This is a genomic window from Curtobacterium sp. MCPF17_003 (assembly GCF_003224385.1).
Classification (GTDB): Bacteria; Actinomycetota; Actinomycetes; order Actinomycetales; family Microbacteriaceae; genus Curtobacterium; species Curtobacterium flaccumfaciens.
The window spans coordinates 21,475-34,287 of record NZ_QKLC01000006.1; the positions used below are offsets into that span (position 1 = coordinate 21,475).

The 12,813-nt window shown below is 70.5% G+C and carries 11 protein-coding genes; 8 read left to right on the top strand and 3 right to left on the bottom strand.

Annotated elements, in window-relative coordinates:
- Positions 1-37 precede the first annotated feature (37 nt).
- Together DEJ30_RS07725 and DEJ30_RS07730 are read left to right on the top strand one after the other, a co-directional pair.
- Positions 38-763 carry a 1-acyl-sn-glycerol-3-phosphate acyltransferase gene (locus DEJ30_RS07725; protein WP_027465236.1) on the top strand — a complete coding sequence of 242 codons (726 nt, stop codon included), beginning with the start codon at positions 38-40 and terminating at the stop codon, positions 761-763.
- Between the two features lie 103 nt (positions 764-866).
- A complete protein-coding gene (locus DEJ30_RS07730) occupies positions 867-2,252 on the top strand; it encodes a class II 3-deoxy-7-phosphoheptulonate synthase (RefSeq protein ID WP_110860131.1) in 1,386 nt (461 codons plus the stop codon).
- A gap of 98 nt (positions 2,253-2,350) precedes the next feature.
- Here the strand turns inward: DEJ30_RS07730 and pknB are convergent, their stop codons facing one another.
- Positions 2,351-4,423, bottom strand: coding sequence for a Stk1 family PASTA domain-containing Ser/Thr kinase (gene pknB / locus DEJ30_RS07735; RefSeq protein ID WP_110860469.1), 2,073 nt, complete (start codon positions 4,421-4,423; stop codon positions 2,351-2,353).
- A gap of 82 nt (positions 4,424-4,505) precedes the next feature.
- Complete coding sequence (locus DEJ30_RS07740) at positions 4,506-5,792, bottom strand: LysM peptidoglycan-binding domain-containing protein (protein ID WP_258369868.1); 1,287 nt, start codon at positions 5,790-5,792, stop codon at positions 4,506-4,508.
- Positions 5,793-5,964: 172 nt separating this feature from the next.
- Here DEJ30_RS07740 and DEJ30_RS07745 point away from each other — a divergent pair, with 172 nt between their 5' ends.
- On the top strand, positions 5,965-6,321 hold the full coding sequence (locus DEJ30_RS07745) for an Rv2175c family DNA-binding protein (RefSeq protein WP_173033316.1): 357 nt from the start codon (positions 5,965-5,967) through the stop codon (positions 6,319-6,321).
- A 74-nt stretch (positions 6,322-6,395) separates the two neighbouring features.
- Here the strand turns inward: DEJ30_RS07745 and DEJ30_RS07750 are convergent, their stop codons facing one another.
- On the bottom strand, positions 6,396-7,514 hold the full coding sequence (locus DEJ30_RS07750; protein ID WP_110860133.1) for a polyprenyl synthetase family protein: 1,119 nt from the start codon (positions 7,512-7,514) through the stop codon (positions 6,396-6,398).
- 96 nt (positions 7,515-7,610) lie between these two features.
- On the opposite strand from DEJ30_RS07750, the gene DEJ30_RS07755 reads away from it, so the two are divergent.
- The 5 genes from DEJ30_RS07755 to DEJ30_RS07775 all read left to right on the top strand — a co-directional run bounded on the left by DEJ30_RS07755 (position 7,611) and on the right by DEJ30_RS07775 (position 12,799).
- Complete coding sequence (locus DEJ30_RS07755) at positions 7,611-8,006, top strand: DUF3040 domain-containing protein (protein WP_110860135.1); 396 nt, start codon at positions 7,611-7,613, stop codon at positions 8,004-8,006.
- A gap of 755 nt (positions 8,007-8,761) precedes the next feature.
- Positions 8,762-9,193, top strand: coding sequence for a division/cell wall cluster transcriptional repressor MraZ (gene mraZ, locus DEJ30_RS07760; protein WP_017886616.1), 432 nt, complete (start codon positions 8,762-8,764; stop codon positions 9,191-9,193).
- Positions 9,194-9,299: 106 nt separating this feature from the next.
- Positions 9,300-10,265 (top strand): 16S rRNA (cytosine(1402)-N(4))-methyltransferase RsmH, encoded by a 966-nt coding sequence (gene rsmH / locus DEJ30_RS07765; RefSeq protein ID WP_110860137.1) that lies wholly within the window; start codon positions 9,300-9,302, stop codon positions 10,263-10,265.
- Between the two features lies 1 nt (position 10,266).
- A complete protein-coding gene (locus DEJ30_RS07770) occupies positions 10,267-10,980 on the top strand; it encodes a hypothetical protein (protein ID WP_110860139.1) in 714 nt (237 codons plus the stop codon).
- Positions 10,981-11,029: 49 nt separating this feature from the next.
- Positions 11,030-12,799 carry a penicillin-binding protein 2 gene (locus DEJ30_RS07775; RefSeq protein WP_110860141.1) on the top strand — a complete coding sequence of 590 codons (1,770 nt, stop codon included), beginning with the start codon at positions 11,030-11,032 and terminating at the stop codon, positions 12,797-12,799.
- Positions 12,800-12,813 lie beyond the last annotated feature (14 nt).

The window sequence follows — 12,813 nt, forward strand, 5'->3', positions numbered from 1 at the left end:
ACCCGGGCCACCACCTTCTCACCACCTGGAGTCGTCGATGACCTACTGGCTGCTGAAGAACTTCGTGCTCGGCCCGCTCATCCTCACCCTGTTCCGGCCGTGGGTCGTCGGCCGCGAGCACGTGCCCGCCAAGGGCCCGGTCATCTTCGCGTCGAATCACATCTCGTTCATCGACTCGGTGATCCTGCCGGCGGTGCTCGACCGTCGACTGTCGTTCCTGGCGAAGAGCGACTACTTCACCGGCCGCGGGCTGAAGGGCTGGGCGACGAAGACGTTCTTCAACGCCATCGGCCAGCTGCCGATCGACCGCTCCGGCGGCAAGGCGTCCGAGGCATCGCTGCGCACCGGCCTGCAGGTCCTGGCGCGCGGTGAGCAGCTCGGCATCTACCCCGAGGGCACCCGCAGCCCCGACGGCAAGCTCTACCGCGGCCGCACCGGCATCGCCCGGATGATCCTCGAGGGGCGCGTGCTCGTCGTCCCCGTCGCCATGGTCGGCACGCGCGAGGTGCAGCAGATCGGGCAGCGCTTCCCGAAGATCAAGCGCGTCGGGGTCGTGTTCGGCAAGCCGCTCGACTTCTCGCGGTTCCAGGGGTTCGAGACCGACCGCTTCATCCTGCGCAGCGTCACGGACGAGGTCATGCACGAGCTCGCCGGCCTGAGCCGACAGGAGTACGTGGACGTCTACGCCACCAGCGTGAAGGAGCGGGCGAGCTCCGCGCGCGAGGCCGTCATGCGGGAACGGAAGTCGACGCCTGCACGTTAGGCTCTGATGGTCCCGGCACCCCGCCAGGACGCCCATCGACGACGCGCGGCCTGGTGCCGGTGGCGTCGTCGGGCCGCCCGCACAGAACACCGAGGTAACGCCCTTGTTCGAGTCGACCGACTTCGTCGCCCTGCAGGATCCGGACGTCATCGAGGGGCTCGACTATTGGCGGACGCTCCCGATCAAGCAGCAGCCGACCTGGCCGGACGCCGCCGCTGCTGAGGCCGCGTCGGCCGAGATCGCCACGCTCCCGCCGCTCGTGTTCGCGGGCGAGGTGGACAAGCTGCGCGAGCGGCTCGCCGCGGCCGCCCAGGGCAAGGCCTTCCTGCTGCAGGGCGGTGACTGCGCCGAGACCTTCGCCGGTGCCACCGCCGACTCCATCCGCGACCGGGTCAAGACGATCCTGCAGATGGCCGTCGTGCTGACCTACGGCGCCTCGATGCCCGTCATCAAGATGGGGCGCATGGCCGGGCAGTTCGCCAAGCCCCGCTCGAGCGACTTCGAGACCCGGGGCGACGTCACGCTGCCCGCCTACCGCGGCGACATCGTGAACGGCTACGACTTCACGCCGGAGAGCCGGACGGCCGACCCGCGCCGCCTGGTGCAGGGGTACCACACCGCTGCTTCGACGCTGAACCTCGTCCGGGCCTTCACGCAGGGGGGCTTCGCCGACCTGCGGCAGGTGCACTCGTGGAACAAGGGCTTCGCCTCGAACCCCGCGAACGCCCGCTACGAGCACCTCGCCAAGGAGATCGACCGCGCGATCCGCTTCATGGACGCCTGCGGCGCCGACTTCGAGGCGCTCAAGCACGTCGAGTTCTACGCCTCGCACGAGGGGCTGCTCATGGACTACGAGCGCCCGATGACCCGCATCGACTCGCGCTCCGGCCTGGCGTACGACACGTCCGGTCACTTCATCTGGATCGGTGAGCGCACGCGCGACATCGACGGCGCCCACGTGGACTTCCTGTCGCGGGTGCGCAACCCGATCGGCGTGAAGCTCGGCCCGACGACGAGCGTCGACGACATGAAGGCGCTCGTCGACAAGCTCGACCCGAACCGTGAGCCGGGTCGCCTGACCTTCATCACGCGGATGGGCGCGGGCAAGATCCGCGACGAGCTGCCCAAGCTGCTCGAGGCGATCAAGGGCATGGACGCCAACCCGCTGTGGGTCACCGACCCGATGCACGGCAACGGCCTGACCACGCCGACGGGCTACAAGACCCGCCGGTTCGACGACGTCGTGGACGAGGTCCTCGGCTTCTTCGAGGCGCACCGCCAGGTCGGCACGTACCCGGGTGGCATGCACGTCGAGCTCACCGGTGACGACGTCACCGAGTGCCTCGGCGGCTCGGAGCACATCGACGAGGCCACGCTCGCCACCCGCTACGAGTCGCTGTGCGACCCGCGCCTCAACCACATGCAGTCCCTCGAGCTCGCCTTCCTGGTGGCCGAGGAACTCGGCGCGCACCAGCCCGACCGCTCGTAACGCAGGAACCCCCGGACAGGAGGCCCGGTGCCAGCTGGCACCGGGCCTCCTGTCCGTCGTGTCCACACGTTCCGGGCCGCGGGAACTGCCCGGCGGAGCTACTGGTCGTAGGACAGGGTGACCGTGTCGCCGCGGTGGACCGTGGCACCGACGCCCGGGTCGGTGCCGGTGACCGGCAGCTTCGACTTCCAGTCGTAGAAGCCGCAGAGGATGTTCGTGCAGTCGGGCACGGAGACCTTCAGCCCGAGGTCCTCGAGGGTCTTCGTCGCCTCGTTGATCGTCGCCCCGACGACGCCGTCCTCCGGCACGGTGATCGGCGTCGGACCCTTCGACACGACGACGTCCACCGCCGACCCGCGCACGGCGGGGGAGTCCTGCACGGCGGCGGAGACGATCTGGCCCGCGGGCACGCTCTCGCTGTACTCCTCGGTCCGGGCGCCGAGGATCAGTCCGACGTCGTCGAGTGCGGCGGAGGCCTCGTCGACCGTCTTGCCGACCACGTCGGGCACGGGGCCGAGCGAGACGGTCAGCGTGACCGGCCCGGTCTCGCCGTAGGCCTTCACCGTCGTGAGGTCGAGCGGCTTGCCGCCGGACACCCGACCGGTCGCCGCGACCACGGTGTCCTTCGGGGCGTCGGCGGAGAACTCGTACCGGTCGTCCTGCAGCTCGAAGTCGTCGTCGAGCGCGGCCGTCACGGTGGAGAGCGGCTGGCCGACGATCGCCGGCAGCGGGATCATCCGGGGGCCGTTCGACACGACGATCTGCACCGCCGTGCCCTTCTGCACCTCGCGCTCCGCGGCCGGCTTCGTCGTGGAGACCTGCCCCTTCGCGACGACGGCGTCGAACCGTGTCCCGGTCTTCGACGCCGCCTGCAGGCCCTGTGCTTCGAGCAGCTGCCGGGCCTGCGAGACCGACTTGCCCGTGACTTCCGGGATCCGCACGTTGCCACCCGGCCCCGGGCCGAAGTACCAGCCGAAGCCGGCTCCGATCAGCGCGAGCACGACGACCACGGACAGCAGGATCCAGCCGCGCTTCCGGCGCTTCGCCGACTGGTCGGCGAGCCGCTGTCCGGCGGGGGAGAGCACGCCCGGCTGTGCCCCGGTCCGACGGGGGCCCGGGGCATTGCCGCGCGCACGGGCGGGTGCTCGACCGCGGTCGCCGGTGTCCCGGTCGCCGGACCGGTCGATGATGGCGGTCTCGTCGGCGGCTCCTCCGGCGGCCCCGACGGATGCTGCGGCCGCTGCGGCGCCGAGCGTGCCCGCGCCACCGGAGGGCAGGATCGCGGTCCCGTTCTCGGGGCGCAGCACGGCGGTGCGGTACTGGCCGGTCGCACGCTGCTGGTTGCCCGACATGTGGTCGAGCATCTCGCGGGCGTCGCGGGGACGGTCCTCGGGATCCCGTGCGGTCGACCAGGCGACCAGCTCGTCGAGCTCCGGCGGCACCCCCGACACGGCGGCACTCGGTGCCGGCACGGAGTCGTTGGCGTGCTGGTAGGCGATCTGCATCGGCTGCTCGCCCTTGTAGGGCTGCTCGCCGGTGAGCATCTCGTAGAGCATGATGCCGAGTGCGTAGATGTCGCTGCGCGAGTCGGCGGCGCCGCGGGTCACGAGCTCGGGGGACAGGTAGGCGATCGTGCCGAGCAGGGCCGCGCCGGTCGCCGTGTTCGCGGTCGTGGCACGGGCCAGGCCGAAGTCGCCGAGCTTGATGCGGCCGTCGTCGGCGAGCAGGACGTTCTCGGGCTTCAGGTCGCGGTGCACGATGCCGGCGCGGTGGGCCGAGGCGAGTCCGGCGAGCACGGCGCGCAGGATGTCGGTCGCCTGCTCGGGCGTCAGGGCGTGGTGCTCCTGCAGCAGGTCCCGCAGCGTGATGCCGGGGATGTACTCCATGACGATGTAGGCGATCTCGCCCTCGGCACCCTGGTCGTAGACGCCCACCAGGTTCGGGTGCGACAGCCGGGCCGCCGACCGGGCCTCCTGGATGAAGCGCTCACGGAAGGCCTGGTCGTCGGCCAGGTGCCCGTGCATGATCTTGATCGCGACGCGTCGCTCGAGGCGCACGTCGGTCGCGAGGTAGACGGTCGCCATGCCCCCGCGCGCGATGCGGGAGCGGACGCGGTACCGCTGATCGATCATGCGACCGATCATCGGATCCGTGGCGGCGTTGGTGGTCATCGGCGGCATTCTACGAATCGGAACCGCACTCGGGCGCACCGGCGCACCGCCCGTGACCCAATCTCGATCTTCCGGATGAGGCTCAGAGGGTCGCCAGCCAGCCCTGGGCGGCGCTCGCCCAGTTGGCGTAGGCCTTCGGGTAGGCGGAGAGCTGCACGGCCTGGGCCGCGTCGGTGATGCTCATCGAGGACCAGCCGGGCACGTCGAGCAACCCGCGGGTCTTGCCGGCGTTCGGGTTGTTCCGCCCGCCGAAGAACAGCGCGGTGGCGTGCGCCGGGTCCTGCAGCTTCGCCGCGCTGCCCCAACCCTGGCTCGGACGCTGCTGGAACAGGCCGACCGAGTCGCGGTCGCCGTGCGGCAGGTTCCGGAGGCTCGACTCCTGCATCGCGGCGGCGAGGGCCACGACGATGCCGCGGTCGGGGACGCCCAGGGATCGACCGACGGAGACGATGGTCGCCGCGTTCTGGCGCTGCTCGGCGCTCAGGCCGACGGCACCGCTGACCGCCGCACGCGCGGGGACCGCAGGCGCGGCGGTGGCGTTCGACGACGGGATGACGAGCGTCTTGCCGGCGTAGATCGTGCTCGTGTACGACAGGCCGTTCGCCGACAGGAGCGACTTGACGGAGACGTGGTGGGCGGCGGCGATCGAGGCCACGGTGTCGCCGGCGCTGATCTTCACGCTCGTCTTCGTCGACGGGGCCGAGGCGATGGAGACCGACGGCGTCGAGGACGAGCCGTGCGGCACCCGCAGCGTCTGCCCCGGGTAGATGACGCTCCGCTGCGACAGCTTGTTCGCGCTGAGGAGCGCCGTGGTCGACACGCCGACGCGGGACGCGATGCCGGAGACGGTGTCGCCCTGCTTCACGTGGTAGCTCGAGGTGTCCGAGCCGGAGCCGCCGGTCGACCCGGAGGTCCGCACCGCGGCGGTGGTGACGGCGGGCGTCGATGCCAGGTGGAGCGTCTGCCCGGGGTGGATGATCGTGTTCCAGCCGAGGCCGTTGCGCACGAGGATCTCCTGCGCCGACAGGCCGAAGCGGGCGGCGATGCCCGAGACCGTGTCGCCATGGTGGACGGTGTAGTTCGTGGGCACAGCCGTGGTGGTGGCCGTCGTGGTGGCGGCGACCGTCCGCACGACGGTCTGCGTCGGCCGCGCGACGGCGGTGCCGAACACCGGACGGTCGGTCACGGCGCGGTCCTGGTCGACGTGGCGCTTGTGGTTCGCGTCGGCGTCGTCGTGCCGCGGCTCGGCGTGGGCGATCGGGCCGGTGAGCCCGGCGGTCACGGCGATCGTGCCCGCGAGGACGATGGGCATGGTGGCGAACCGGGCGGATCGTGCGCGCCGGGCGACTTCGTCTGCAGCGTGGTCCACGGGTTTCTCCTGATCTCGACTGAGCCGTGCGCACGCATGCGCGCACTCACAGGTGCCACAACGCTGGCACGGCCTGATTCCCAAGTCAACCAGAGAGTCGGATGGGGTGGATGTGACGAATGTGACGAACGAGGCGCATTCACTCCGGCGGTCACTCTGGCACCATGGGCGTGTGAGTGCCGCACCCGCCGACGACCTGTCCCTCTCCGAACGCTGGCTGACCGTCCCCGAGCTGGTGGACATGTTCAGCACGAGCCCCGGACGGATCCACCGACTCTTCGAGCAGAAGACCCTGCTGGCAGCCCGCGTCGGCGGTGTGCTGCGCGTGCCGGTCGAGTTCCTCGAGGACGGGGAGCCGATGCCCGAACTGCGTGGCACGCTGATCGTGCTCGGCGACAACGGCTTCACCGACGACGAGGCGGTGCGCTGGATGCTCACCGTCGACGACGCGATGGGCACCACGCCGATCGCGGCGCTGCGCGCCGGTCGCAAGGCCGAGGTGCGTCGCGTCGCCCAGTCGCTGCTCTAGACGCGTTCCGGACGGACAGGAGGCCCGTGGCGGTGTCGCCACGGGCCTCCTGTCGCGCCCCGTGTGGAACGCGTCTAGGACGACCGGCGGCTGACCGTGTCGGCCAGCGACGCGAGCTGCTCGCGGGCCGACGGTGTCAGCGGCGAGGCGTCGAGCGCCGCCTTGGCGCGCTGGACGTGCCGCTCGATCGACCGCTCCACGGCGGCCACGGCGCCCGACTCGGTGAGGGTCGCGCGGAGCATCTGCACCTGCTCCTCGTCGAGGTCGGGGTCTCCGAGGAGCTCGTCCAGGAGCTGCCGCGGGCCGCTCGCCAGCGTCTTGCGCGCCGAGGCGATGAGGACGGTCCGCTTGCCCTCGCGCAGGTCGTCGCCGGCCGGCTTGCCGGTGACCTCGGGATCGCCGAAGACCCCGAGCATGTCGTCGCGCAGCTGGTACGCCACGCCGAGGGGGAGTCCGAAGGCGCGGAGGCCCTCGAGCTGGGAGTCGCTCGCGCCGGCGACGAGGGCACCGATGACCAGCGGGGCCTCGATCGAGTACTTCGCCGACTTGAAGACGATGACGCGCTGGGCACGGAGCAGGTGCTCGGACTCGTCGATGACCGGCCAGGCGGTCTCCTCGTGCACGTCGAGGTACTGCCCCGCCGTGACGTCGAGGCGCATCGCGTGGAACTCCTGACGGACGATGCGGGCCCGCACCGGGTCGAGGAGCGCGAGGCCCTCGTCGAAGACCGAGTCGCTCAGCGAGAGCAGCAGGTCGCCGAGGAGCAGCGCGGAGTTCGTGCCGTACTGCCCGCGGTCGCCGACGAAGCCGGACTCCTCGTGCAGGGACTCGAAGCGGCGGTGCGCGGCCGGACGCCCACGGCGGGTGTCCGAGCGGTCCATGATGTCGTCGTGCACCAGGGCGGCGGCGTGGAAGACCTCGAGCGCGGCGGCGACCGTGACGATCGCCTCGGCGGTGGTCTGCCGGGACCCCTCGGCCAGCGGGTCGAACGAGCCCGAACGGCCCGCCACCGACTGCCATCCCCAGTAGCAGAACAGTGCCCGGAAGCGCTTGCCGCCGGACAGCAGGTCTCGGGCGTACCGGTCGAACGGCGCGAGGTCGGGGCTGATCGCGAGGAGTCGTTCACGCTGCTCGTCGAGTGCCCGGTCGATACGCGCCGATACGAGGTCCACTAATCGCGTACTCTCAGCCACGATCCCTACCCTAGTGGAGTGGTCGAGGCATAGAATCGGTCCACTCAACCCGCGTTTTTCAACCCCGCGTCGATCCCAGGAACAGAGGGAACCAAGATGCCGCTCTCGGAACAGGAGCAGCGCCTTCTCGAAGAGATGGAGCGCAGCCTCTACCAGAACGATTCCGATTTCGTGGCTCGTGTCACACGTCGACAGGGTCGTCCGACGTACACAGCCATCACACTCGGGGTCCTCGGCGCACTCGCCGGGGTCGCCATCGTCATCGTCGGCCTCGTCATCAAGGCGCCGCTGTTGGGCATCCTCGGCTTCGTCGTGATGCTCGCCGGTGTCCTGTTCGCGCTGCGCCCGGGTATGCGTGCCCCGAAGGCGAAGCCCGCTCGGCCGGGCAAGCCCGCATCCGGTGGGTCGGCGCGTCCGTCCACCGGTGGCGGCGGGTCCTTCATGGACCGGATGAACGAGCGCTGGGACAAGCGCAACGACCAGAGTCACTAGCTGACGGGAGTCATCAGGACTCCCTCCACACTCCTCCACGGGGTCGACCTTCGGGTCGGCCCCGTTTCGTGTTTCCGGGGGCGGGGGCTCTTGTTGCGGCGTCCGGGCGTGGTCGTGCCCGCGCGAGTGGTCACGACATGCCGCGTGCGGGTCGCCGAGGGTGCAGGAGCTGTCGGCTGGGGCCCGCGCGAGCGACGGTTCGTGACCACTCGGCGTCGCGGCGGCGGCACGTCGTCACCGTGCGCTGACGGCGGCCGGGCGTGGTGGAGCCGGCCATGCGCCCGCGTGAGGGCCGCGGCGGCGGTGGGGCGGGCCTCCAGGCCGGGGTGGCCGTCGCCGGTCGTGCCCGCGCGAGTGGTCACGACATGCCGTGCGGTTGATGCCGAGGGTGCAGGAACTGTCGGCTGGGGCCCGCGCGAGCGACGGTTCGTGACCACTCGGCGTCGCGGCGGCGGCACGTCTTGACCGTGCGCTGACCGGCGGCCGGGCGTGGTGGAGCCGACCGTGAGCCCGCGGCGCGCCCTGACGTGCTCCACCGGCTGCGAAAGTCCTCCACTTTCCTCCACGCAGCCCTCGGCGCTGTCGAACCGCATGATTCCGGGCCTGCGAGGTCATCGCTGCGCAGTGCATTCCAGTCTGCATGCCCCCAGTAGGGGTGTCGCGGGCCGAAAAGGGAGTGGAATCCTGGGCGCGGGGAGGGGAGTGGAGTAAAGTGGGGCTCGCAACGGTCCGGTGGAGCGGAGGGGAGGCCCGACGTGCTGCTCGGTACTCATGCCCCGAAGCTCGACGAGAAGGGTCGCGTGATCCTCCCCGCCAAGTTCCGGGACGAACTGTCCGGCGGGCTCGTGATGACCCGCGGCCAGGAACGCTGCGTCGTGGTCTTCAGCGCCCGGACGTTCGAGGAACTCCACGAGCGCATCCGGACCGCCCCGATGACGTCGAAGCGCACCAGGGACTACATGCGTCTGTTCCTCTCGGGGGCCAGCGCCGAACAGCCCGACAAGCAGAACCGCGTGACGATCCCGCAGAACCTCCGCGAGTACGCGGGGCTCGAGCGGGACCTCACGGTCATCGGCAGCGGTGACCGTGCCGAGATCTGGTCCACCCCCGCGTGGGAGGCCTACTACGCCGAAGCCGAAGAGGCATTCGCCGACAACGACGAGGAGGTGATCCCGGGGATCTTCTGATCCGCGGATCGGGACTCCCAGCCGTGAAGCCCTGACGCCACTTCCCCGGTGTCAGGTCGCATGGATGGGGATCCGGACCCACGGCCCAGGAGACGAGGGGCTGCACATGGCCGACAACGACAACGAGACGCCACGCTTCCCGCACACGCCGGTGATGCTCCAGCGCATCGTCGACCTGTTCACGCCGACGCTCGAGGGCCCGGGCAAGGTCGTCGTCGACGCCACGCTCGGCATGGGCGGCCACTCCGAGGGCCTGCTCGAGCGCTTCCCGGAGCTCACGCTCATCGGGCTCGACCGCGACACCGACGCACTCGGCATCGCGGGGGAGCGCCTGGCCCGCTTCGGCGACCGAGTCCGGCTCGTGCACACCGTGTACGACGGCATCGTCGACGCGATCGAGGGCGAGGGCTTCACGAAGGTCGACGGCGTGCTCTTCGACCTCGGCGTGAGCTCGCTGCAGCTCGACCGGGCCGAGCGCGGGTTCGCGTACAGCCAGGACGCCCCGCTCGACATGCGGATGGACCGGACCGAGGGGCAGACCGCCGCCGACGTCCTGGCCACCTACGACGAGGGCGAACTCCGCCGCATCTTCCAGCGCTACGGCGAGGAGAAGCTCGCCGGCCGCTACGCCCGAGCGATCGTCGAGCGGCGGGAAACGAAGCCGTTCGAGATGTCCGGCGACCTGGTCCAGGTGCTGCACGACGCGACCCCGGTCGCCATCCAGCGCCAGGGGCACCCTGCCAAGCGCGTCTTCCAGGCACTCCGCATCGAGGTCAACGCCGAACTGAGCGTGCTCGAGCGAGCCATCCCGGCGGCGCTCGACGCCATCGCGGTCGGCGGTCGGATCGTCGTCGAGTCGTACCAGTCCCTCGAGGACCGCATCGTCAAGCGGGCACTGGTGGAGCGCACGAAGTCGAGCGCTCCCGCCGGCCTGCCGGTGGAGCTGCCCGAGCACGCCCCCACCTTCTCCCTGATCGTCAAGGGCGCCGAGCTGGCCGACGAGGCCGAACGCGCCGCCAACCCCCGAGCAACCCCCGTGCGCCTGCGCGCGGCCGAGCGGATCCGGAACTGACATGAGCACGAACCTCGCACTCGTCGACCCCGCGGTCGTCCCGTCGCGGGCCCCGCGCCCCGACCGTCAGCGCCGCCCCGAGCTGGTCGAGGTCACCCCGACCGCGGCCCAGCGTCGGGCACGCCCCCGCATCGGGTACGCCGTCGTGGCCGTCGCCGCGCTCGGGATCCTGCTGCTGGCCCAGCTCGGCATCAGCATGGTGCTCAGCCAGGGCGCCTACACGCTCAACTCGCTGTCCGCCGAGCAGACGAACCTGTCCCGCACGCAGCAGTCCCTGTCCGAGCAGCTCCGGGTCCTCGACTCGCCGCAGAACCTGGCACGCAACGCCCAGTCGCTCGGCATGATCGCCAACTCGACGCCGGTGTACCTCGACCCGAAGACCGGTCGGGTGTACGGCACGCCGACCCCGGCGAAGCCCGACGAGGCCACGGCGTCCACCGAGAACCAGGTGCCGAACTCACTGCTGAACGACGTGCCGCTGGCCACGAAGCCGGGCGACACGTCGACGAGCAAGGAGACGGGCACGACGGGCACGTCGAGCGCGAAGGACACGTCGAGCACGAAGGACACGTCGGACGCCGCGGGCACCACGGGATCCACCGACGGCACGGCCACGTCTGAGAAGACGAGCGGCGCCAGCGCGTCGGACCAGGGGACGGCGAAGTCGTCCGTAGAGTCCGACGCGAACCCGCTCCAGGCGCCCTCCACCCGGTGACCGGCGGGTCCGCCGCACCCTCAGCACCGCCCGGGAAGGACCGCACCGCGTGACGAAGACGATCCGCAACCGACGCCTGCGCTACAGCATCGTGATGCTCGCCGTGATCGCCCTCGTCGGGGTGTTCGTGGTGCGGCTCGTCGACATCCAGGTCGTCCAGGCGTCGGAGCTGAACAAGGCGTCGGCCCAGAAGCGCAGCATCCCCGTGACCATCTACGGCACCCGCGGGTCGATCGTGGACCGCAACGGCACCGAACTCGCCGACAGCGTCACGCGCTACAACATCACGACCTCCCCGCGCCTGGTGAAGGGCTTCAAGGGCAAGCTCGGCGGCACCCGCATCAAGGACGTCAGTGTCGGCACCGCCCTGAGTGCGCTGGCGAAGGCGTCCGGCGGTGACGTCGCGACCATGCGGAAGAACATCGCCGCGAACCCGAAGTCCGACTTCGCGTACCTGGTCAAGGGCCTCGACGTGCAGCACTACGAGGCCGTGCGTGCACTCGGCATCCCCTGGCTGTACCCGGAGCCACAGGCGGCGCGGGTGTACCCGACGGGTGCGACGACGGGCAACCTGACCGGCTTCATGGGCACCGACGGCGCCCAGGCCGGCCTGGAGTACTCCTACAACCAGTGCCTGGCGGGCACCAACGGCTCGGAGACCTACGAGCGCGGCGAGGACGGCGTGCAGCTCCCGGGCAGCACCGTGACGACGAAGAAGGCCAAGGACGGCGGCACGCTCGAGACGACCATCGACAGCGACCTGCAGTACATGGCGCAGCAGACCATCGCGTCCGCCTCCAAGACCCTGCAGGCGGAGTCCGCGACGGCGACGGTCACGAGCGTCAAGACGGGTGAGCTGCTGGCGGTCGCCGACTACCCGACGGTCGACCCGAACGACGTCGACGCCACGACCGACAAGGGCGCCTTCGGTTCCCGTGCCCTGACGGCGTCGTACGAGCCGGGCTCCACGATCAAGGCCGCCATCGCCGCCGCGCTGCTCGACCAGGGCAAGTCGAGCCCCACCGACCAGGCCGTCGTGCCGTACTCGCGCACGTTCCCCTGGGGCGGCACGATCCACGACTCCGAGTTCCACGCCACCGAGAACCTCACGCTCACCGGCATCCTGCAGAACTCGTCGAACGTCGGCATCACCGAGCTCGGCGCGCGGCTGACATCCCAGCAGCGCTTCGACTACATGAAGAAGTTCGGGCTGTTCGAGCCGGAGACGGCCATCGACTACCCGGGCCAGCCCTCGATGGACTACGGCACCAGCCCGAACTGGGACCAGCAGACGAACATCAACTCGATGTTCGGTCAGGGCATCTCGACGACAGCGGTGCAGGTCGCGAGCGTCTTCCAGACGATCGCGAACGACGGTGTCCGGATCCCGCTGCACTTCGTCAAGGGCTGCACCACGGCGGACGGCAAGACGATCGACGCGCCCGACGTGCAGAAGCAGCGGGTCGTCTCCGCAGCCGCCGCCACGCAGGTCACCGGCATGCTGCAGAGCGTCGTCACGGGTGGCACGCTGGTGGGCATGAAGCCGATCTCCGGCTACAACATCGCCGCGAAGACGGGGACCGCCGAGGTGGCCGAGGGGTCGCAGGGATACGGCGGTCAGCGCATCACGTCGGTGGCCGGAATGGCACCCGCCGAAGACCCCCAGTATGTTGTCACGGTGACGTTCACGAAGCCGCAGACCAACAAGTGGTCCAGCGGAGCGGCTCCGGCGTTCCGCACACTCATGTCCCAGGTGCTCGAGAAGTACCGAGTAGCCCCCTCCGCGTCCGAGGCGAAGCTCTACCCGTCCACGTGGTGAGGAAGAAGGAACAC